This is a genomic window from Endobacter medicaginis (assembly GCF_014192375.1).
GTDB classification, from domain to species: Bacteria; Pseudomonadota; Alphaproteobacteria; order Acetobacterales; family Acetobacteraceae; genus Endobacter; species Endobacter medicaginis.
On the sequence record NZ_JACHXV010000004.1, the window covers coordinates 72,544 to 94,386 of the forward strand.

Below are 21,843 nucleotides of genomic sequence, written 5' to 3' on the forward strand. Positions count from 1 at the left end.
GCAGGAGCCCACCACCATTTCCAGACTTCGCACCGAGCTCGCGGCGCTGGTCCCGCTTGCCCTGCCGCTGATCGCGGGCCAGCTCTGCGCGATGGGGGGCGGTGTGGTGGACACGCTGCTGGCCGGCCATCTTGGGCGCGATATCCTGGCCGCCGTGGCCCTCGGACAGAGCATGTGGTCGCTGCTGATGGTCGGCGGCTCGCTGGGGCTGATGATGTCGATGCAGCCCTCGGTCGCCCAGCTCGACGGGGCGGGACGGCGCGCCGAGGTGTGGCCGGTGGTGCAGCAGGGCATCCTGCTCGGCGCCGGCGCAGGCGTGCTGCTGGCGATCGTGCAGGTGGTGCTGGCCCCGATCCTGGCGGCTTCGATGGGCCTGCCGGCGCGGCTGCTGCCGGATGTGCGGGCCTATCTGTATGCCTCGGCCGCGTCGCTGCCGGCGTTCGGGGTGCTGTTCGCGTGTCGCGGGGCGTCGGAGGGCATGTCGGTGACGCGGCCGTCGATGCTCTCGGCGCTGGCCGGGCTGCTGATGGTGCCGGTGGTGGGCTATCCGCTGATGTACGGGCTGGGACCGATCCCGCGGCTGGCCGCGTTCGGCAGCGGGCTGACGCTGAGTGTGGTGACCACAATCCAGGCGATCGGCATGGTGGTGTGGATGTATCGGGCGCGGCGGACCTATCCGGGGCTCGACCGCAGTCGGGGCGGCTGGCGGCCCGATCGCCGCACGATCGGCGCGCTGGTGCGCATCGGCGTGCCTATGGGGCTGATGCTGGCGATGGAGGTGGGGATGTTCAGCGCCTCCACCCTGCTGATCGGCCGGCTCGGGCCGGTGCCGGTGGCAGCGCATTCGATCGCGCTCAACGTGACGTCGCTGCTGTACATGGTGCCGCTGGGGCTCTCGATGGCGGTGACGGTGCGGGTGGGCCGCGCGGTCGGCGAAGGTGACCGACGCGGCACCCGGATCGCGGGCCTGGCCGGCTACGCGCTGGTGGCGCTGACGCAGTGTGTGGTGGTGGCGATCAACGTGCTGCTCGGGCGGCCGATCGCCTGGCTGTATACCGACGATCCTTCGGTGGTGGCGCTGACGGCGACGCTGCTGCTGTGCGCGGCCCTGTTCAGCCTGTCGGACGGATTGCAGGGGGTCTCGGCCGCCGCCCTGCGCGGGATGAAGGATACGCGCGTGCCGATGCTGATCGCCGCCCTCGCCTATTGGGGGATCGGTCTGCCCTGCGGCGCGTGGCTCGCCATCGGCTGCGGCTATGGAGCGCCGGGCATGTGGATCGGGCTGACCTCGGGTCTGAGCTTCGCGGCGGTGCTGCTGACGGTGCGTTTCCTTCGCGCCACAGGCTGAGACAGATCGCGACCGAGCGAAAAAACAGCGCAGTGCAGGCGTATTTCGGCACTTCCGTTCACCATTGCGTGATGATTACATTCCGATACGCGATGAAACGCGGATGGGTCGATGCAACCCGCCGCATCGCACGCTCGGGGAAGAGCCAGACATACGGAGGATCGTGACGGGAACAAGGAAGAGACGTCTCATGAAGATGACCCCGCGGCGCATGCAGGCTCGACACTTGCTGTTGGCGAGCACGTTGCTCGGCCTGTCCGTCGGCAGTGCGACCGCGGCGAGCGATACGAAACACCGCAAGCCTCATCACGCGACACGGAAAGCTGTACCGGCTCCGGCCGCGGCACCGCGCGCCGCTGCCGGGCCGCGCATGGTGCATGCCCGCCCGGCGGTGATCCGCGAGAGCTCCGAAAACCTGGTCGTCTCGGGCGCGCGGCGCAGTGCCGGCGGCGGTCTGATCCGCGTCGAGACCGCGCCCTATAGCGTGCAGACGATCGGCAAGCAGTACATCCAGAGCCTCTCACCGGTCGCCACCGTGCTCGATATCGCCAAGATGAGCCCGAGCATGAACGTCTCGACCGCCGACACCTCGGGCATGCAGGGCGGCCAGATCCAGGCGCGCGGCCTGACGGATGCGGATATGGGGCTGCTGCTGAACGGCGCGCCGGCGACGGCGGCGAACTACCTCAACGAGGATGCCGATTCCGAGAACGTCGAGAGCGTGACCATCACGCCGAGTTCGTCGCGCATCGACCTGCCGGTGACGGCGGCGGCGGCCGGCGTGCTCGACGAGACGACCCATACGCCGATGGACAAGTTCGGCGGCCTGATCGATTTCTCCTACGGCACCAACAACCTTTCGCGCGAGTTCCTGCGCGTCGAGAGCGGCGTGCTGGGGCAAAGCGGCATCAAGAGCTATGTGTCGTTCTCCAACAGTCATGCGCGAAGCTGGCTCGGCACCGGCGTGAGCGATCGCAAGCACATCGATTTCGGCGCCCGCAAGACCTGGGCCAATGGCTCGACCAACGACGTGTTCCTGTCGTGGAACTACGAGGACTTCACCATCGACGTGAAGCCCACAGAGGCACAGTTCCTCAGCTACAAGCACACCGGGATCAGCTACAACCGCAACGCCGATCCGACATCCGGAAATTACTGGAAGAACAACAACGACCACTGGAGCCAGATCTTCCTGTCGGCTCCGCAACATTTCGTCATCACGCCAAAGATCGCTTTCGACCTGACCGGTTACTACAATCTCGGCATGGGGTGGGATGGATCTGATGGCGGGCTGAGCACCGGCAAGACCTATGACTATACCGGCGCACTGATTCCCAAGGGACGCCAGCTGACGTCGTATTACTGGCAGTTCCAGGACCAGAAACTCGGCGTGATCAGCCGGCTCGGCCTGGACCTGACCCCGCACAACCACCTCTCGTTCGGCTATTGGTTTGAGAACTATGTCACCCCGTTCGGCCTGCCGAAGAGCTACACTGCTGCCGGTGGTGTCGATCCCGACCCGGCAGATCCGATCTATCAGGTCTGGGTGACAAACTCGGCCGGGCGGAGGGTGCTGAGCACCACAAACATCCGCCCTGGCTACAATCTGCACGGTCTGTTCGTCGAGGATAGCGGCTGGTACCTGCACAACAGGCTGAACGTCACTGCCGGCTTCAAGTATGTGATGACCAATTTCTGGGACAAGGTCACGACGACGTCGGGGACATTCAATTCGGGGCTGAATACCACCGCGCCGCTGCCTCATCTGTCGGTGGGCTACAAGATCAACAGCACCAGCCAGGTCTATCTCAACGCCGAGGGCGACTTCCGCCAGCCGAGCCCGAGCGCACTGACGCTGAACAGCAAGGGTGAGCTGCCCAAGCCCCAGTACTCGATCAAGGAAGAGCTCGGCTACCGCTATGGCGGGCCAATCTTCATCGTCGATCTCGCACTGTTCAACATCAACATCACCGACCGGCTGCTGACGACCTATACCTCGACAACGCAGAGCGGCACGATCAACGTGGGCAACCAGACCTCACGCGGCTTCGATGTCTCCCTGGCCACGAAGCCGTGGCATCATTTCAGCCCGTTCGTCGGCTTCGAGTATCTCGATGCGAAGTTCGACAGCAATATTCCGTACATCAACTCGTACCTCCCGACGAAGGGCAAGCAGGCCGTTGCCTCGCCGCATGTCATCACCTCCGTGGCGCTGACCTATGACGATGGCAGCTTCTTCGGCAACGCGACGCTGAAATATGTCGGTCCGCAGTCGGCGACCCTGGTCGATGACCAGCGCATGCCGGGCTACATCACCAATGCGGTCTCGCTCGGCTATCATTTCAAGCCGATCGGGCCGGCGAAGACGCCGACCTTCCGCCTCAACCTGCGCAACCTGACCGGCGCGGTCGTGCGCAGCTCGATCTACGGCGTCGCACTCAACCGCAATGCGGTGACGCTGGTCGATGGCACCGCAGGCCCTGCGGCCGGCGCGGGCGCACAGTTCTGGCTGGAACCGCGCTTCACGATCACCGGCACGATCTCGACGGATTTCTGAGAGCCTCATGAAAAATCCAGCTCGATGGGCCGCGCGTGCAGTGTGCGCGTGGCTGACGGTGGCCGGACCGGTTGCAGTTGCACAGGATCCGGTCCTGGTCATCGTCGACCAGGATGTCGACGACATTGTCGGCGTCAATGCCGACCCGATCACCATGCTGGCCACGGCCCCGAACGTCCGTCTGCTCGGGGTGACCACCGTGACGGGCGACGGGTGGAGCCTGCAAGGCACCGCCGATACGCTGCGGCTGCTCGAACTGATCGGGCGCAGTGACGTGCCGGTGTTTCAGGGCGCGCAGGCGGCGCTGGTGGAAACGCCGGCCACCTTCGCCCGCGACGTGCATCGTTTCGGCGGCATCCGGGGGGATCCGTGGCTGGGGGCGTATGCCGAAAGCAGCCCGAAGCCTCAGACCGTGACGGCGCCGCCGGGCGGGTTCGCGCACGCGCGGGCGCAGACGATGCCGGCGGCGGAATTCATCGTCGAGACGGTGCGCCGTCATCCTCACCAGGTGGTCCTGTTCTGTGGCGGCCCGCTGACCAACCTCGCGCTGGCCGAGACGATGGCCCCCGACATCGTCTCGCTGGTGCGCGAGGTCGTATTCATGGGCACCAGCCCGTTGCTGCAACCGAAGACGATCAACGTGCTGCTCGATCCGGAGGCGGCGGCGAAGGTGTTTCACACCGACTGGCCGAAGCTGACGGTGTTCACCGTCGACGTGACGGAGAAGGTCCATCGCAGCCTCGAGCTTTCGGAAACGATCGCCCACTCCGCCTCGGCACTGGCGCCAGACTATCAGGAGCGGTTCGTGACACCCGCGAAGAGCGGCGCGAAGGTGAAATGGTTCCGCATGCCGGACGAGTTGATGGCGGCCTACATCATCGATCCGTCGATCGTCACCCATACCGAGCGCGATTACGTCGACATCGATGTGGCGACCGGACTCGGCCGCGGCAATTCGGTGTTCTGGGACATGCAGCCACGTGACTATGGCAGCACCGCCACGGCGTCCGGCCCGCCCGCCAGGGGCGTGCAACCCTCCGTGCCGTCAGCGGAAGCGCGTCTGGTCGATGTGGTCACCGATATCGATACCGCACGGTTCCGCGCGCTGTTCGTCAGGCTGATGAGCGAGGCGGGAGCCAGAAAACCCTGAGCTGGCCTATAGCGGCACGATACGGCCCTCGCGCAGCGTCAGCACGCGGTCCATGCGGTCGGCGAGATCGCGGTTGTGGGTGGCGATCAGGGCGGCGACGCGCTGCTCGCGCACGGTGCGCAGCAGTTCGGTGAACACCGTCTCGGCGGTGGCGGCGTCGAGATTGCCGGTGGGCTCGTCGGCCAGCAGCAGGCGCGGGGCGTTGGCGAGCGCGCGCGCGATGGCGACGCGTTGCTGCTCGCCGCCCGAGAGCTTGCCAGGCAGATGGTGGTGGCGGTGCGACAGGCCGAAACCGTCGAGCAGGGTGGCGGCTCGGGTGGCCGCATCGCGTCGGGTCCGGCCGGCGATCATCTGCGGCAGGACGACGTTCTCGAGCGCGGTGAACTCGGCCAGCAGGTGATGGAACTGGTAGACGAAGCCCACCGCGTGGCGGCGCAGGCGGGTGCGCTCCGCATCGGCCAGCCGTGCGGCGTCGCGTCCGTCGATGCGCACCGCGCCGGCGTCGGGCGCGTCGAGCAGGCCGGCGACGTGCAGCAGGGTGGACTTGCCGCTGCCGGACGGGGCGACGAGGGCGACGATCTCGCCGGGGGCCAGGGCGAGATCTGCGCCGCTCAGCACGTCGAGCACGCCATCGCCCGATCGGTAGCGGCGGACCACGCCGTCGAGATGCAGGGCGGGCTCACTCATGGCGCAGGGCCTCGACGGGATCGGTGCGGGCCGCCTTCCAGCTCGGGTAGATGGTGGCGGCGAGCGATAGGGCGAGCGCGATGGCGACGATCTCGACCACCTCGGCCGGGTCGAGCTGCGCGGGGAGGTGTTCGAGGTAGTACACGGTCGGATCGAACAGCGTCGTGCCGGTCACGTGCTGGAGCCATTGGCGCAGGCGCTCGATGTTGAGGCAGAACACCACGCCGAGCAGCGTGCCGATGGCGGTGCCGGTCACACCGACGAAGGCGCCGCACATCAGGAAGATGCGCAGGACCGCACCGCGCGAGGCGCCGATGGTGCGCAGGATGGCGATGTCGCGGCTCTTGTCCTTGACCATCATGATCATCGACGAGATCACGTTGAAGGCGGCGACCAGGATGATCAGCGTGAGGATCAGGAACATCACGTTGCCTTCCACCGTGACCGCAGCGAAGAAGGCGTTGTTCGAGGTGGTCCAGTCCATCACCCGCACCGGCCGGCCGGCGAGTGCTGCGCGGATGGCCTCGGTGCGGCTCTGCACATGAGTGGGGTCGGCCACCGAGACGGTAATGTCGGAGGCCGTGTCGCCGGTCTGGAAGAAGGTCTGCGCGGCGTCGAGCGGAATGAACACGTAGCCGAGATTGTAGTCGCTGACACCGGTGTCGAAGATCGCCACCACGCGGTAGGCCTTGATGCGCGGGATGGTGCCGAAGGCGGTGGCCGCCCCGTTGGGCGACAGCAGGGTGACCTGGCTGCCGATCGCGAGGCCGGCCCGGGCGGCGAAGGTGGCGCCCACCGCGATGGTGTCGCCCTTCAGATCGGCGAGGTTGCCGTCGATGATGTGGCCGCCCACCGCGGGCACGCGGTCGAGATCCTCGGCGCGCATGCCGCGCACCATCCCACCGGTATTGGTGCTGCCGACCGAGAGCAGCGCCTGGCCCTCGACGACCGGGGCGGCACGGATGACGCCCGGCACGTGCAGGATGCGGTCGCGCACGGCATCGTAGTCCGACAGCGTGGGTCCGGCACCGTACACGGTGAGGTCACCCTGCATGCCGAGGATCCGGCTGAGCAGGTCGGCCTTGAAACCGTTCATCACCGACATGACGATGATGAGCGTGGCCACCCCGAGCGCGATGCCGACCAGCGAGAAGATGGCGATGATGGAGACGAAGCGCTCGCCCTTGCGGGCGCGCAGGTAGCGGACCGCGACTGCGCGTTCGAACGCGCCGAACATCAGGCGCCGAAGACCCTAGCCAGCGCCTCGGCGAGCGGCAGTTCCTCGCGGGTGCCGTCGGCGCGGCGCTTGAGCTCGACGGTCCCGGCGGCCGCCCCGCGCGGACCGACGATGAGCTGGAACGGATGGCCCATCAGGTCGGCATCGGCGAACTTCACGCCTGCCCGGTCAGGGCGGTCGTCGTAGAGGAGGTCCTCGCCATGGCGGGCGTAGATGTCGTTGCAGATCGCATCGCAGGCGGCATCGCCGGGCTTGAGGTTGAGCAGGGCCGCCTTCCACGGGGCCACACCCACCGGCCATTTGATGCCCGCCTCGTCATGGCTCGCCTCGATGATCGCACCGACCAGACGGGAGACGCCGATACCGTAGCTGCCCATCTCGGGATGCAGCGCAGCGCCATCGGGGCCGGCCACCGAGATGTCCATGGATTTCGTGTATTTGGTGCCGAAATAGAAGATGTGGCCGACCTCGATGCCCCTGCCCTCGCGGCGGCGATCGGGCGCGAGCGCGTCCCAGGCCGAAATGTCGTGTTTCTCGTCGGTGGCGGCGTAGAGCGTGGTGACGCGGTCGTAGAAGGCGGCGAGTGCCGCGGGGTCCTCGACGTCGACCGCCTCGCCGACCCAGTCCATCTCCTCGTAGCCGGCGTCGAAGAACACGCCGGACTCGCCAGTGGGCGCAAGGATGATGAATTCGTGGCTGAGATCGCCGCCGATCGGGCCGGTATCGGCAACCATCGGGATCGCAGCCACGCCCAGGCGGCGGAAGGTGCGCATGTAGGCCAGCATCATGCGCCGGTAGGACTGCACAGCGCCGTCATAGTCGACATCGAAACTGTAGGCGTCCTTCATCAGGAACTCGCGGCCGCGCATCACGCCGAAGCGGGGGCGGACCTCGTCGCGGAACTTCCACTGGATCTGGTAAAGCGTCTGCGGGAGGTCCTTGTAGGAGCGCACGGAACTGCCGAGGATGTCCGTGATCATCTCCTCGTTGGTCGGCCCGTAGAGCAGGTCGCGCTCGTGACGATCGACCAGGCGCAGCATCTCGGGGCCGTAGGCGTCGTAGCGCCCGGAGCGCTTCCACAGCTCGGCCGATTGCAGGGTCGGCATCAGCACTTCCTGCGCACCAACCCGGTCCTGCTCCTCGCGCACGATCTGCGCGATGTTGCGGAGCACGCGCAGGCCCGCCGGCAGCCAGGCGTAGATGCCGGATGCGGTCTGCCGGACCAGCCCGGCCCGCAGCATCAGCCGATGCGAGACGATCTGGGCTTCGGCGGGGTTTTCCTTGAGGGTCGGCTGGAAGGCACGCGACAGACGCATCGGCGAGCAGGGCTTTCGGATTGAGGCTGCGGGTCCGCAGAGTCGCGGCCGGCGCGGAACCTACCGGCTTTTCAGCCGCCCTCCAAGTCGCCGACCTGTCTGGCGGCCTATGGCGTTCGGACGAACGTGCAGACGAAACTCCGGCTTCACCTCATGCGCGCAAGATGTGACAGATACTTCTGGAGCGGACGATCATGCTGCAATGCAGCATCGTGAGTTTGCAGAACTTTCCAGTGAAAAGTCGAAAAAAGCGGGAAATGGAGCGTGACAAACCGAAACGGGGCGACTGCGGAAAAAAGGCCCGCAGCACCACCTAGGGCGCGCGGGCCAAGTTTAGGGAGGAAACGCCAGTCACACGGCAGGTCAAGCAAACTTGGCCTGTAAGACAATGATCGCGTGACCCGGCTCCCGACGTCCATCTAAAAATGCCGGTCTGGGCTGCAAAAATTGGCACCCCAGCCGGATATGCTACCAAAAAGGGCAGCGGGCCTCGGCCCCCTGCCCTTTTTGGTGGCATTGCGGCATCGGGCCTCGTGCAGCATCGTCGGACCACCCGCCTGCGCCCGCAGACGGGCATCGACGATCGCCTGATACAGCCGCTCCGATACGGTCGCGATGCCAGGGTCCGACGACGCATCAGTACTTCCCGAAATCAGGTGCAGCGTCCGTCGCCAGCATCCATCCGGCGATCTCGATGCATATTGAAAGGAAACTGATAAATACGATTGACACATGGCACTGCGGAGCACGTAACAATTATTTTATCAGATCAGATTCCGTCAATCACGGCGCCCTGAGCAGATCGCAGTTCGAATCATGATTCAATTCGATCAAGACTGGTGACAATCATGATCCGCGCATTCACCGGACATATCCATGGATGCTCTCCGAGCAGTTTCCAGACTGCTGTCTCGTGACAAAGCCGTATTGAAGTTTCACAGACATTCCGCTCAAAACCCTTGCGGCACTCCTGCCGTGAACCGGGTGATCCATGCTGAATATCCACACCGACAATCCGTTTCTCGATCAGCTCGAAAACGGGCTGCTGAACGCGCTTGGCGTCACGGTCTATCAGGCCCAGGCCTCCACAGACGGCACCGCCGCCAATGCGACCGTCAGCTATCTCGCGTCGATCCCCGAGGCGCTGATCGGCAACCTCACCTTCACCGACCTGTCATTCCTCAACCAGCACACCGCGATCGCGGTGCCGAACTCGGCGGTGAGTGCTGCGCACTCACCCACCGTCGACCAGCTGTTCCAGGCCGCCAATGCCGCCTATGCGGTGGCCGGGATCCCGTCGAACCTGCAGCCGTTCCTCGTCGACGGACGCCAGCTCGCCTATACCGACCTCGCCTCCGGCAGTTCGGCGAAGGTCTGGCAGACCCCCTCCAACCAGGTGATCATCGCCTACACAGGCACCACCGGCGGTGACACCCAACTCACCAACCCGCTCCAGGTGCCGCAGCAGGTGCTGTCGGATGTCGACGCGCTGGTCGGCGATCACTCGCAGGCGCAACACGATGCGCTGTCCTTCGCGGGCTATGTGACCGGGCTGGCCGCCCGGCGCGGCATCACCACGGACAACATCTATGTCACCGGCCATTCGCTCGGCGGCATCCAGGCCTCCTATGTCGCGTAGCAGACCGGACTCGGCGGAGCCGCGTTCGAATCCACCGGCATTCCGAGATCGGCCACCGCGGTCGGCGACGGCCGCAACTTCCTCAGCTTCGCGACCTATGGCGACCCGGTCGCCAGCCTTGGCTCGGACATCCAGGGCTTCCAGCCGGTCTCGCCGTCCTATGCCGCGGGACAGGCCGGAGACCTGCCGCATTACGGCACGCTGGTCATGATCGGCGACGTCGCCGATCAGGTGTCGATGGCCGCCGAGATGAGCCTGTGGAACACCGGCGCGCTGACCACCGCGGCAGTCGCGACGGACATGCTCACAGTGCGCCTCATCGCCTATCACCTGCCCGGCACCCAGGCCGCCGATCTCGGCATCACCCCATCGGTCTATTCGGTCACGACCGATTCGACCGCGGTGCAGCATGGCCAGGTGTTCAATGCCGGCGGCTATACCGTGGCGCAGGCGATCGCCGCCGATGCGCTGCGCACCGGCTATCATTCGACGGTACTGCCGACCGGCTCCTGACGAGCCACTCCTTCTCCGACCCCATCGTGGGGTCGGAGAAGGACCGCATCGCGGGACCGTTCAGACCCGCAGCAGGTGGACGTCGACCAGCGGCCGTTTCTGCAGGCGCTTGCCGAGCAAACGACGCAGGGTCGAGCGCGCCGCCTCGGCCAGCGCCTCGTCGTCGAGGCGGAGCGAGTGCGGCAGGTCGGCGAGCGCATCACCGAATTCGGCGGCCACCGTGTTGTAATCGGGATCGTCGAGATCGAGCAGGCCAGGCGCACTGACCGCCGGCTGGCCGGCGATGCGCCCCTCGCGGTCGATCGCGACACTGCCGACCACCACGCCATTGGCCAGCATGCGGCGACGCGCCTGCAGCACCCCGCCGGAGAGCGGCACCACGCGGTTGCCGTCCAGCACCAGCTTGCCCACCGGCGCGCTGTCGACCACTTCGAAGGCGTTCGGCGCGAGGGCGAGGATGTCGCCGTCCTCCAGCATCACCGGCTTGGCCCCCTCCTCCTTTGCCAGCGCCGCATGGGCGGCGAGATGACGCCACTCGCCATGCACCGGCACCGCGTAGCGCGGCCGCACGATCTGGTAGAGCTTGCGAAGCTCGTCGCGGGCCGGGTGGCCGGAGACATGCACCATGTGATCGGCATCGGTCAGCACACGCACGCCGCGGCGGACCAGATTGTCCTGCACCGCGCCGACCGCGCGCTCGTTGCCGGGGATCATGCGGGAGGAGAAGATCACCGTGTCGCCGGCACCGAAGGCGATGTTGCGATGCGTGTCGGACGCGATGCGGGCGAGGGCCGAGCGGGGTTCGCCCTGGCTGCCGGTGATGATGATCAGCAGGTTGTCGTCGGGCATGTCCTCGATATCGTCCTCGCGGATGAATTCGCGGACATTGGCGAGGTAGCCGCACTCGCGCGCGGCGGCGGTCATGTTGCGCAACGAGCGCCCGACCAGCCCGACCGAGCGGCCGGCGGCCTCGGCGGCGAGCGCGATGCTCTCGACGCGGGCGATGTTGGAGGCAAAGCAGGTCACCGCGATGCGGCCGGAAATACCGGCGATGAGCCCGGTGAGCGCCCGGCGCACGGTGGCCTCCGAGCCCGTCTCGCCCTCGACCATGGCGTTGGTGCTGTCGCAGACCATCGCCAGCACGCCCTCGTCGCCGAACGCCTCGAGGGCGGCGAGATCGGTGGACCTGCCGACCAGCGGGTGGGCATCGAGCTTCCAGTCGCCGGTATGCAGGATGTTGCCGTAGCGGGTGCGGATGGCGAGCGCCTGCGCCTCCGGCACCGAGTGGCTGACATTGATGAACTGGAGCGCGAACGGCCCGATCTCGAAGCTGCCGCCCGGCTCGATGGTGCGGATGCGGGCCTCGTTGAGAAGCTGCGCCTCGCCGAGCTTGCGGCGCAGCACGGCGGCCGCGAACGGGGTGGCGTAGATCGGGCAGCGCAGCCGGCGCCACAGATGCGCGACCGCGCCGATATGGTCCTCATGCGCATGCGTGATCACCAGCCCGAGCAGATCCTCGCGGCGCTCGGCGATATAGCGCGGATCCGGCATCAGGATCTCGGCCTCTGGGAACTCGTTGCCGCCGAAGCCGATGCCGCAGTCGATGGCCAGGTACTGGCCGTCGCAGTTGTAGAGATTGAGATTCATGCCGATCTCGCCCGTCCCGCCGAGTGGCAGGAAGGACAGACCGTGTCGTGTGTCGCTCACCTTATGGTTCTACCTTCGTCGAACGCCTTCCTCAGGAAGGCGGGATGAGACCCCGATGGGGTCGGATTTGCGGCGCTTCGCACCGGATGATGTCGCAGCCCCGGGCGCGCTGTCGGCGCGGCTCGTCGGGGCGGCAGTGGAAACCGTGTCCGTCCATGTGGGGAGCGGATTGCGCTGTGCCAACAGCCGCAGCCCCTCCAGGGTGAGGTCTTCGTCGACATGGTCGAGAATATCGGTGCCCTCGGCGAACAGCGGCGCGAGACCGCCGGTGGCGATCACCTTCATCGGCGCGCCATACTCGGCCTTGATGCGGCTGACGATGCCCTCGACCAGCCCGATATAGCCCCAGAAAATGCCCGAACGCATGGCCGGCATGGTGGAACGGCCGATCACGTCGGCCGGGCGGCCGATGCCCATGCGGGGCAGCCGGGCAGCGGCCTTGTGCAGCGCGTCGAGCGAGAGATTGGCGCCAGGTGCGATGACGCCGCCGAGGAACGCGCCGCGATCGTCGACCACGTCGAAGGTGGTGGCGGTGCCGAAATCGACCACCACGAACGGGCCGCCATGCAGGGTCTGCCCGGCAAGCGCGTTGAGCAGCCGGTCCGCACCGACCTCGTCGGGATTGTCGGTGGCGATCTCGACGCCCCAGTTGAGGCTGGCCTGGGCGACGAGGGGTTCGACGCCGAGCCAGTCGCGGCAGAAGCGGCGCAGATGGAACAGCGCCGCCGGGACCACCGTGCCGATCACCGCGCGGTCGAAACGGGCGTGGGCGAGACCGGCGAGTTGCATCAGGGTCAGCACCCAGACGGCATATTCGTCAGCGGTGCGGCTGTCGTCGGTGGCAATGCGCCACTTGCCGACCCAGGCCTTCCCGTCATGGGCGGCGAAGACGACGTTGGTATTGCCGGCGTCGATGACCAGAAGCATCGGTTTCCTGCGTCCCCTCATCGCTGCGCCACCGCAGCCCCTGACAGTTCCAGAACATCGCCGGTGGCGATGCGTTCGATGCCGCCCGGCGTGTCGAGCAGCAGGGCGCCCTCCGCGTCGATACCGGCGAAGCGGCCGTGTCGCGCAGCGCCATCACGGGCGTTGACGACAAGCGGCGTGCCCAGGGCATGGGCACGCTCGAGCCAGGCGGCGCGGATCGCCGCGAATGCCTTATCTTCGGCGATTTCGGTCCAGTGTGCCAGCCGCGCGAGCAGCGTTTCGGCCACGGCATCGACGCCATCGACGAGGCCGAGGCCGCCGGGGCGGGTGCGGCCGGGGGCGATCAGGGGAGCGGCGGCGAGATTGGCGCCGATACCGATCACCACGAAGCCGCCCGACGCGCTGCGGCCGGATTCGACGAGGATACCGGCGACCTTGCCGCCCGACGCGTCGAGCAGGTCGTTGGGCCATTTGAGATGCAGCTCGCGCGCGCCATGGGCGACGAGCGCGTCATAAGTGGCGCAGGCGGCGGCGAACGGCCAGAGCGTGGGCACGATCTCCCGGCGCAACAGCACCGAGAGGGCGAGATTGCCGGGCGCATCGAACCATGAGCGGCCGCGACTGCCGCGCCCGCGGGTCTGCACATAGGCCAGCACGGCCTCGCCATCCGGGGCGTCCGCCTCGGCCAGGGCGAGGAGATGGTCGGAGGTCGAGGGCAGTGCCGGATGGCGGGTGAGCCGGAACAGCGGCGCCGTCGCGTCGGTCAGCCGACCGTCCCCGCGAGCAGGGAACGTGCGGCAAGTGCCGCCGCGGCCATCACCGGCGCCCAGATCAGCACGAATCCGGCCGTGGCGAGGCCGGAGACCAAAGCGACGGCGGAGGTGCTGCGGGCGCGGGCGTCGAACGCCTCGGCAGGGGTATCGAAATACATCACCCGCACGACACGCAGGTAGTAGAACGCGCCGATCACGCTGGTGACAATGCCGACCCCGGCCAGCACCCACAGGCCGGACTTCACCGCGGCCACGAACACCAGCAGCTTGCCGAAGAAGCCCGCCAGCGGCGGCACGCCGGCCATCGAGAACATGAAGATCGCCATGCCCATCGCCAGCGCGGGATCACGTCGGCCGAGACCGGCGAGCGCCGCGATGTCGGTCTGCGCCTCACCGCGGCGACGCATCGCCACGATGCAGGCGAAGGCGCCGGCATTCATCACCACATAGGTGAACAGATAGACCAGCGTGGCGGTGGTGCCGGCTTCGTTGCCGGCGGCGATGCCCATCAACGCGTAGCCCATATGGCCGATCGAGGAGTACGCCATCAGGCGCTTGATGTCGGTCTGGGCGATGGCGGCGAGCGAGCCGAGCACCATCGAGCAGACGGCGACGATCTCGATCAGCAGCTGCCACTGATGGGCAAGAGCGCCGAGCGGCCCGAGCAGCACGCGGATCAGCAGCGCGAAGGCCGCGACCTTGGGCGCACCGGCTAGAAAAGCCGTGACCGAGGCCGGCGCGCCTTCGTAGACGTCTGGCGTCCACATGTGGAACGGCACCGCCGAGAGCTTGAACACCAGCCCGACGACGACGAACACCATGCCGACCAGCAGGCCGGGAGAAATCGCGCCGGCATGAAGCGCGGTGGCGATGGCAGCGTAATCGAGCGACCCGGAGAAGCCGTAGACCAGCGACAGCCCGTAGAGCAGCAGGCCGGAGGCCAGCGATCCGAGCACGAAGTATTTCAGGCCGGCTTCCGACGAGCCCAGCCGGTCGCGATCGATCGCGCACAGCACGTAAAGCGCGAAGGATTGCAGTTCCAGGCCGATATAGAGCGTCATCAGGTTGGCCGAGGACGCCATCACCATCATGCCGGCGGTGGAGAACACCATCAGCACCGGGAATTCGAAATGGCGCAGACCGGCGCGGCGGTTGGAGTCAAACCCCACCGCCATCGCCAGGATGGCGCCGCCGATGGCGACGATCTTCATGAACCGCGCGAAGGCATCGTTGATGAACACGCCGCCGAGCCCGATGCCGGAGGGCGAGAGGAGCACCAGCACTCCGGCGAACAAAAGCGAGGCGATCGACAGCCAGGTCGCCAGACCGGCATGGCTCTTCGCTTTGTCGCCGAGCACGCCGATGGTCAGCGTCGCCAGGCCGCACAGCACGAGCACCAGTTCCGGGACCGCCAAAGTCCAGTTCATCTCTTGCATAACCTCAGCGGACCAGCAGGAAGGTCGAGATCAGCACCACAAGGCCGATCAGCATGGTGAAGGCGTAAGTTGCGATCGAGCCGGTCTGCAGGCGCGAGGCGGTGGCCGCCCCGCCCGCGGTCAGTGCAGTCAGGCCGCGCGGGATACCGCCGACGACGCCCTCGTCGCCGACATGCCACAGGGCAGAGGCCAGCGCGCGGTAGGGGCGCACAAGGATCGCGTCATACAGCTCGTCGAAATACCATTTGTGAAGCAGGAAGCGGTACAGCCCCGGCATCGCCCGCGCGAGCCTGGCGGGCAGGGCCGGGTTGGCCAGATAGGCATACCACGCCACCGCCAGACCGAGCACGCCGAGCACGGTCGGCAGCCACTCCAGCAGCGGGTTGGCGAGCTCGAGATGGTCGATCAGCGCATGGTCGGGCCGGTTGAAGATCGCACCGTTCCAGTAGGCGGCCTGATGCGGGCCGATCAGCCAGGGATACAGCGCCCAGCCCGCGACGGCGGCGCCGAGGGCCAGGATCACCAGCGGGCCGAGCATCACCGGGCCGCTCTCATGCGGGTGCAGATGGGCGGCGTCATAGCGGGACTGGCCGTGAAAGACCAGAAACAGCAACCGGCCGGAATACAGCGCGGTGAGGAAGGCGACGATCACGCACAGCGCCCAGGCGAAATGGCCAAGGCCGGTTCCCGTCGCCCAGGCGGCGGAGATGATCGCGTCCTTCGACCACCAGCCGGCGAACGGCGGGATGCCGGCGAGCGCGAGCGAGCCGATCCACATCACGATCCAGGTGACGGGCATCGCGCGGCGCAGGCCGCCCATGCGGAACATGTCCTGTTCGTCGTGCATGGCGTGGATCACCGAGCCGGCCGAGAGGAACAGCAGCGCCTTGAAGAAGGCGTGTGTGGTCAGATGGAACATCGAGGCCTGGTAGACCCCTGCCCCGGCGGCCACGAACATGTAGCCGAGCTGCGAGCAGGTCGAATAGGCGATGGTGCGCTTGATGTCGGGCTGCACAAGACCGACGGTGGCAGCGAAGAAGCAGGTCAGCGCGCCGATCACCAGCACGATGTCGCGGGTGACGGGGGTGAATTCCAGCAGCGGCGACATCCGCGCCAGCAGGAACACGCCCGCAGTGACCATGGTGGCGGCGTGGATGAGCGCCGAGACCGGGGTCGGGCCCTCCATCGCATCGGGCAACCAGGTATGGAAGAAGAGCTGTGCGGACTTGCCCATCGCGCCGATGAACAGCAGCACGCCGATCACTTCCAGAACCGGCAGCGTGGTGCCGAACAGGTGATAGACCGTGTCGAAATGCGCGGGGATGGCGGCGAAGATGCGGTCGTAGCTGACCGACCCGGTGACGAGATACAGCAACACGATGCCGACGATGAAGAACAGGTCGGCGACACGGTTGACCATGAACGCCTTGAAGGCGGCCGCATTGGCGCTCGGGCGGTTGTACCAGTAGCCAATCAGCAGGTAGCTCGCGAGGCCCACGCCCTCCCAGCCGAAGAAGAGCCCTATCAGGTTGTTCGCACTGACCAGCATCAGCATGGCGAAGGTGAACAGCGACAGATAGGCGAAGAAACGCGAGGTCGGCCATTCCTCGTGGCTCATGTAGCCGATGCTGTAGATGTGGATCAGCAGCGAGATGAAGCTGACCATCGCCACCATCTCGAGGGCGAGCATGTCGTGGCGCAGCACCCAGTCGGCGTGGAAGTCGCCCGCCGAGATCCATGTCAGCAGATGCAGCACGCCGACCGGCGAGCCGGCCTGCACGGCACCGGTCCAGACAGCGACACCGCACGCGGCGGAGACCGCCATGCACAGGATGGAGACGGACTGGGCCGCACGGTCGCCGATGACACGACCGAGCAGGCCCGCGACCAGCGCACCGAGCAGTGGTGCGAGAATGGCGACGGCGTAGATCATCTCAGCCCTTCATCAGCTTGACGTCCTCGACCTGGATCGAGCCGCGATTGCGGAAATAGGTCATCAGGATCGCCAGACCGATCGCAGCCTCGGCGGCGGCCACGGTGAGTACGAACAGCACGAACACCTGGCCCGAAATCTCGTGCAGCACGGCCGAGAAGGCGATCAGGTTGATGTTGGCAGCCAGCAGGATCAGCTCGATCGACATCATGATGACGATGATGTTGCGACGATTCATGAAGATGCCGAAGATCCCGAGCGTGAGCAGGATCGCGCTCAGCGTCAGGTAGTGGCCGATGCCGATGCCGGGGGCGATCATGACGTGGTCTCCAGGCGCGCCGGCGCGGGTTTGTCGAGTGCCGGCGTCCAGCCCGGCGCGCGCAGGATCTGTCCGTCCATGCCGGAACCGGCGACGGGGTCGGCCATCACCAGCGTATCGGCCGGGTGGCGGGCATGCTGGACGGCGATGTCCTGCTTGCGGCTGGATACCCGCTCGCGCAGGGTGAGCACGATCGCACCGATCATCGCCACCAGCAGCACGATGCCGCAGGCCTGGAACAGGAAGATGTAGCGCGTGTAGATCACCAGCCCGAGTTCGGCACTGTTGGTCAGCCCCGACGCCGCCGGCGCGGCCGCCTCGACCGGGGCGATCTTCAGACCGGCCAGGGTCGCGACCAGCTCGGCGAACAGCACCAGACCCACTGCGGCCCCGATCGGGGCGTAGCGTTGCAGCCCCTCGCGCATCTGGTCGAAGCGGATGTCGAGCATCATCACCACGAACAGGAACAGCACCGCGACGGCGCCGACATAGACGATGACCAGGATCATCGCCAGGAACTCCGCGCCTGCGATCAGGAAGAGCCCCGCCGCGTTGAAGAAGGCGAGGATCAGGAACAGCACCGCATGCACGGGATTGCGCGCGGCAACCACCATGCCGGCGGAGGCGACCAGGATGGCGGCGAAGATGTAGAAGAAGGCGGTGACGATCATCTTTCTGCCGCCCTCAGCGATACGGGGCGTCGGCGGCGAGCCGCTGCGCAAGGGCCGACTCCCAGCGATCGCCGTTGGCGAGCAGTTTGGCCTTGTCGTACATCAGCTCCTCGCGGGTCTCGGTGGCGAACTCGTAGTTCGGCCCCTCGACGATCGCATCCACCGGGCAGGCTTCCTCGCACAGCCCGCAATAGATGCACTTGGTCATGTCGATATCGTAGCGCGTGGTGCGGCGCGAGCCGTCCGGACGCGGTTCGGCCTCGATGGTGATCGCTTCCGCAGGGCAGGTCGCCTCACACAGCTTGCAGGCGATGCAGCGTTCCTCGCCGTTGGGGTAGCGGCGCAGCGCGTGCTCGCCGCGGAAGCGCGGACTGAGCGGGCCCTTCTCCATCGGGTAGTTGATGGTCACCGACGGCTTGCGGAAGAAGTATTTGAGCGTGATGGACAGGCCGCCGAGCAGCTCGGTCAGCAGGAAGGTCTTTCCCAATCGGGCGACGGCGCTCATTTCGTGTCTCCCGAGGCGATGGCGGGCGGCGTGTGTGCGAGGCCCGGGTTCTGCGGCAGCAGGCCGGTCGCCATCAGGAAGCCGGCGGTCAGCACCATCCAGGCCAGCGAGAACGGCAGGAACACCTTCCAGCCCAGCCGCATCAACTGGTCGTAGCGATAGCGCGGGAAGGTGCCGCGCACCCAGATGAACACGAACAGGATGCACAGGATCTTGGCGATCAGCCAGAGCGGACCGGGGATCCAGGTGAACGGCGCGATGTCGAACGGTGCGAGCCAGCCGCCGAGGAACAGGATCGCGGTGAGCGCGCTCATCAGGATCATGTTGGCGTACTCGCCCAGGAAGAACAGCCCGAACGACAGCGACGAGTATTCGACCATGAAGCCGGCGACCAGCTCGCTCTCGCCTTCGGGCAGGTCGAACGGGGCGCGGTTGGTCTCGGCCAGGGCGGAGATGAAGAACACGACGAACATCGGAAAAAGTGGGATGCAGAACCACACATGCCGCTGCGCGAGGATCACGTCGTTGAGGTTGAGGCTGCCCACGCAGAGCAGCACGCACACGATCACAAGGCCGATCGAGACCTCGTAGCTGACCATCTGGGCGGCCGAACGCAGGCCGCCGAGGAAGGCGTATTTGGAATTCGACGCCCAGCCGGCGATCAGGATGCCGTAGACGCCAAGCGAGCTGATCGCGAACAGATACAACGTGCCTACATTGAGGTCGGCCACCGCCCAGCCATTGTTGGTCGGGATCACCGCCCAGGCGATCATCGCCAGCGCGAAGGTCAGGATCGGGGCGATCAGGAACAGCGCGCGGTTGGCATCCGCCGGGATCACCGTCTCCTTGGTGAGCATCTTGATCGCGTCGGCGAAGGGCTGCATCAGCCCGAACGGACCCGTCACGTTGGGGCCCTTGCGGATCTGGATCGCGGCCAGAACCTTGCGCTCGCCATAGGTCAGATAGGCCACCCCCATCAGCAGCGGCACCAGCACGGCCAGCGCCTGAGCCAGGGTGAGGATCGTGAAACCGAGATCGGTGTTGAAGAAGAAATGCTGCACCGGGGCTTACTCCGCCGCTTCCAGAGCGGGTTTCGGCCCCAGCAATGCCGCACATTCGGCCATGGTCGGGCTCGCACGCGAAATCGGGTTGGTCAGGTAGTAATCGGTCGGTGTCGGACGCAGCGGCGTCGCATCGAGCGGCCCGGGGGCGACAGGCGCGGTGGTGTCGCTCATTCCGAAGCGCGGCAGTCCGGCACGGCCGAAGGAGGGGTGGTCCGCCTCCAGCTTCGCCCGCAGCGCCTCGAGCGTGTCGAACGGCAGGGTGACGTTCAGCACCGCCGACAGGGCGCGCAGGATGCGCCAGTCCTCGCGCGCCTCGCCGGGCGGGAAAATGGCCCGGAAGCCGCGCTGCACGCGACCTTCAGTGTTCACCCAGGTGCCGTCCTTCTCGACATAGGCCGCACCCGGCAGGATCAGGTCGGCACGCGCCGCACCGCGGTCGCCGTGATGGCCGAGATAGACCACGAAGGTCTCGGGCGGGATCGCGGCGGCGTCGATCTCGTCCGCGCCCAGCAGGAACAGTACCTCGACACCGCCGGCCAGCATCGCCGCCGTCCCCTGCCCGCCCGGTCCGGGCAGGAAGCCCATGTCCAGCCCGGCGACGCGGGAGGCGGCGGTCTGCAGCACGTTGAAACCGTTCCACTCCGGCGTGAGCGCGCCGATCTCGTTTGCCAGCCCCCAGGCACGGGCAAGGATGGCCGCACCGTCGGGGCGCGCGAGCGTGGCCGCACCGACGATCACCATCGGCTTCTTCGCCGCCCGGAACGCCTCGGCGAACCCCGCTTCCGCCTGGTCCAGCCAGCCATCGGCGATGGTCTCGCCGAGCGAGGTCACCGCATAGGTCTGGTCCACCGCGCCAGGAACGCCGAACTGGCCGACCGGGAACGGACCGCCGAGCCAGCGGCGACGGATACGGGCGTTGAGCACCGGCGCCTCATGGCGCGGCCAGCTGCCGACCAGCAGCAGCGCATCGGCCTCGTCGATGCCGGCGATGCCGGAGCCGAAAGTGTAGAACTCGCGGCGCGAGACATCGTAGGTCGCGCCGTCCTGACGGCAGTCGAGGTTGGTTGACCCCAGCGCGCCGAGCAATTCCTTGAGCGCGAACAGGCTCTCCGCATCGCACAGATCGCCGGCGATGGCGCCGATCCTGTCGCCCGCGACGCCGGCGAGACGACGGCCCAGCGAGATGAACGCCTCTTCCCAACTTGCCTTGTGCAGCTTGCCATGCACCCGCACCCAGGGAGAGTCGAGACGGCGGCGGCGCAGCCCGTCGACCGTGTGACGGCCCTTGTCGGACAGCCACTCCTCGTTCACCTCGTCATTGACCCGCGGCAGGATGCGCAGCACCTCCGCGCCGCGCGCATCGACGCGGATATTGGTGCCCAGGCCATCCACCACGTCGATCGCGTCGGTCTTCTTGAGCTCCCAGGGACGCGCGGTGAACGCGTAGGGCTTGGAGGTCAGCGCGCCGACCGGGCAGATATCGACCAGATTGCCCGACAGCTCGGAGGTCAGCGCGCGCTCGACATAGGTGCCGATCTCCATGTTCTCGCCGCGCGAGGTCGCCCCCAGCTCCGGCACGCCCGCCACCTCGGTCGCGAACCGCACACAGCGCGTGCACTGGATGCAGCGCGTCATCACCGTCTTGACGATGGGGCCGAGATACTTGTCCTTCACCGCGCGCTTGTTCTCGGCATAGCGCGACGTATCGGCGCCGTAACCGAACGCCTGGTCCTGAAGGTCGCATTCGCCGCCCTGGTCGCAGATCGGGCAGTCGAGCGGGTGGTTGATGAGCAGGAACTCCATCACCGCCCGGCGCGCGCGACGCACCACCTCGGTGTCGGTGCGCACCACCATCCCTTCCGCCACCGGATAGGAGCACGACGCGATCAGCTTCGGCGCGCGCTCGACGGCGACGAGGCACATGCGGCAGTTGCCGGCGACCGAGAGGCGCTCATGATAGCAGAAGCGCGGGATCTCGCGCCCCGCCACCTCGCACGCCTGCAGCACGGAGGTATCGCGCGGAACATCCACCGCGATGCCGTCGATCGTGACCTTCACCAT

Annotated in this window: 17 protein-coding genes and 1 pseudogene; 5 read left to right on the forward strand and 13 right to left on the reverse strand. The window is 66.8% G+C overall.

What is annotated here, in order from left to right:
* Nucleotides 1-70: 70 nt before the first annotated feature.
* The 3 genes from FHR90_RS06025 to FHR90_RS06035 all read left to right on the forward strand — a co-directional run bounded on the left by FHR90_RS06025 (nt 71) and on the right by FHR90_RS06035 (nt 5,055).
* Complete coding sequence (locus FHR90_RS06025) at nt 71-1,348, forward strand: MATE family efflux transporter (protein WP_266152801.1); 1,278 nt, start codon at nt 71-73, stop codon at nt 1,346-1,348.
* 190 nt (nt 1,349-1,538) lie between these two features.
* Nucleotides 1,539-3,905, forward strand: a complete 2,367-nt coding sequence (locus FHR90_RS06030; protein ID WP_246330073.1) for a TonB-dependent receptor — start codon at nt 1,539-1,541, stop codon at nt 3,903-3,905.
* 7 nt (nt 3,906-3,912) lie between these two features.
* The gene (locus tag FHR90_RS06035; RefSeq protein WP_183274924.1) at nt 3,913-5,055 is read left to right on the forward strand and encodes a nucleoside hydrolase; all 1,143 of its coding nucleotides are present in this window, start codon (nt 3,913-3,915) and stop codon (nt 5,053-5,055) included.
* Nucleotides 5,056-5,061: 6 nt separating this feature from the next.
* On the opposite strand, the gene FHR90_RS06040 is transcribed toward FHR90_RS06035, so the two are convergent.
* From FHR90_RS06040 to proS, 3 genes are read right to left on the reverse strand one after another with little or no spacing between them, the layout of a single operon-like run.
* Nucleotides 5,062-5,742 (reverse strand): ABC transporter ATP-binding protein, encoded by a 681-nt coding sequence (locus tag FHR90_RS06040; protein WP_176621651.1) that lies wholly within the window; start codon nt 5,740-5,742, stop codon nt 5,062-5,064.
* On the reverse strand, nt 5,735-6,979 hold the full coding sequence (locus tag FHR90_RS06045; RefSeq protein WP_176621650.1) for a lipoprotein-releasing ABC transporter permease subunit: 1,245 nt from the start codon (nt 6,977-6,979) through the stop codon (nt 5,735-5,737). The genes FHR90_RS06040 and FHR90_RS06045 overlap by 8 nt, the downstream gene beginning before the upstream one ends.
* On the reverse strand, nt 6,979-8,295 hold the full coding sequence (gene proS, locus FHR90_RS06050) for a proline--tRNA ligase (protein WP_176621649.1): 1,317 nt from the start codon (nt 8,293-8,295) through the stop codon (nt 6,979-6,981). The genes FHR90_RS06045 and proS overlap by 1 nt, the downstream gene beginning before the upstream one ends.
* Before the next feature lie 991 nt (nt 8,296-9,286).
* Here proS and FHR90_RS06055 point away from each other — a divergent pair.
* Both FHR90_RS06055 and FHR90_RS06060 read left to right on the forward strand, forming a co-directional pair.
* The gene (locus FHR90_RS06055) at nt 9,287-9,934 is read left to right on the forward strand and encodes a hypothetical protein (protein ID WP_176621648.1); all 648 of its coding nucleotides are present in this window, start codon (nt 9,287-9,289) and stop codon (nt 9,932-9,934) included.
* 207 nt (nt 9,935-10,141) lie between these two features.
* Complete coding sequence (locus tag FHR90_RS06060) at nt 10,142-10,447, forward strand: hypothetical protein (protein WP_176621647.1); 306 nt, start codon at nt 10,142-10,144, stop codon at nt 10,445-10,447.
* Nucleotides 10,448-10,507: 60 nt separating this feature from the next.
* On the opposite strand, the gene FHR90_RS06065 is transcribed toward FHR90_RS06060, so the two are convergent.
* The 10 genes and pseudogenes from FHR90_RS06065 to nuoG all read right to left on the reverse strand — a co-directional run bounded on the left by FHR90_RS06065 (nt 10,508) and on the right by nuoG (nt 21,843).
* Nucleotides 10,508-12,154 (reverse strand): ribonuclease J, encoded by a 1,647-nt coding sequence (locus FHR90_RS06065; protein ID WP_176621646.1) that lies wholly within the window; start codon nt 12,152-12,154, stop codon nt 10,508-10,510.
* Between the two features lie 159 nt (nt 12,155-12,313).
* Nucleotides 12,314-13,081, reverse strand: a pseudogene (locus FHR90_RS06070) (type III pantothenate kinase); the annotation flags it as partial.
* Nucleotides 13,082-13,098: 17 nt separating this feature from the next.
* Nucleotides 13,099-13,923: a biotin--[acetyl-CoA-carboxylase] ligase gene (locus FHR90_RS06075; RefSeq protein WP_408871429.1), complete on the reverse strand. Its 825-nt coding sequence runs from the start codon at nt 13,921-13,923 to the stop codon at nt 13,099-13,101.
* Nucleotides 13,845-15,281 carry an NADH-quinone oxidoreductase subunit NuoN gene (nuoN, locus tag FHR90_RS06080; RefSeq protein ID WP_176621644.1) on the reverse strand — a complete coding sequence of 479 codons (1,437 nt, stop codon included), beginning with the start codon at nt 15,279-15,281 and terminating at the stop codon, nt 13,845-13,847. Before nuoN ends, FHR90_RS06075 begins: the two co-directional genes overlap by 79 nt.
* A gap of 13 nt (nt 15,282-15,294) precedes the next feature.
* The gene (gene nuoL, locus FHR90_RS06085; protein ID WP_176621643.1) at nt 15,295-17,223 is read right to left on the reverse strand and encodes an NADH-quinone oxidoreductase subunit L; all 1,929 of its coding nucleotides are present in this window, start codon (nt 17,221-17,223) and stop codon (nt 15,295-15,297) included.
* A 1-nt stretch (nt 17,224) separates the two neighbouring features.
* Nucleotides 17,225-17,542, reverse strand: a complete 318-nt coding sequence (gene nuoK, locus FHR90_RS06090; protein ID WP_176621642.1) for an NADH-quinone oxidoreductase subunit NuoK — start codon at nt 17,540-17,542, stop codon at nt 17,225-17,227.
* Complete coding sequence (locus FHR90_RS06095) at nt 17,539-18,213, reverse strand: NADH-quinone oxidoreductase subunit J (protein ID WP_176621641.1); 675 nt, start codon at nt 18,211-18,213, stop codon at nt 17,539-17,541. The genes nuoK and FHR90_RS06095 overlap by 4 nt, the downstream gene beginning before the upstream one ends.
* A 13-nt stretch (nt 18,214-18,226) precedes the next feature.
* Complete coding sequence (gene nuoI / locus FHR90_RS06100; RefSeq protein WP_176621640.1) at nt 18,227-18,718, reverse strand: NADH-quinone oxidoreductase subunit NuoI; 492 nt, start codon at nt 18,716-18,718, stop codon at nt 18,227-18,229.
* Nucleotides 18,715-19,779, reverse strand: coding sequence for an NADH-quinone oxidoreductase subunit NuoH (gene nuoH / locus FHR90_RS06105; protein ID WP_176621639.1), 1,065 nt, complete (start codon nt 19,777-19,779; stop codon nt 18,715-18,717). The genes nuoI and nuoH overlap by 4 nt, the downstream gene beginning before the upstream one ends.
* 6 nt (nt 19,780-19,785) lie before the next feature.
* Entirely contained in the window at nt 19,786-21,843 is a 2,058-nt protein-coding gene (gene nuoG, locus FHR90_RS06110) for an NADH-quinone oxidoreductase subunit NuoG (protein WP_176621638.1), read from the reverse strand.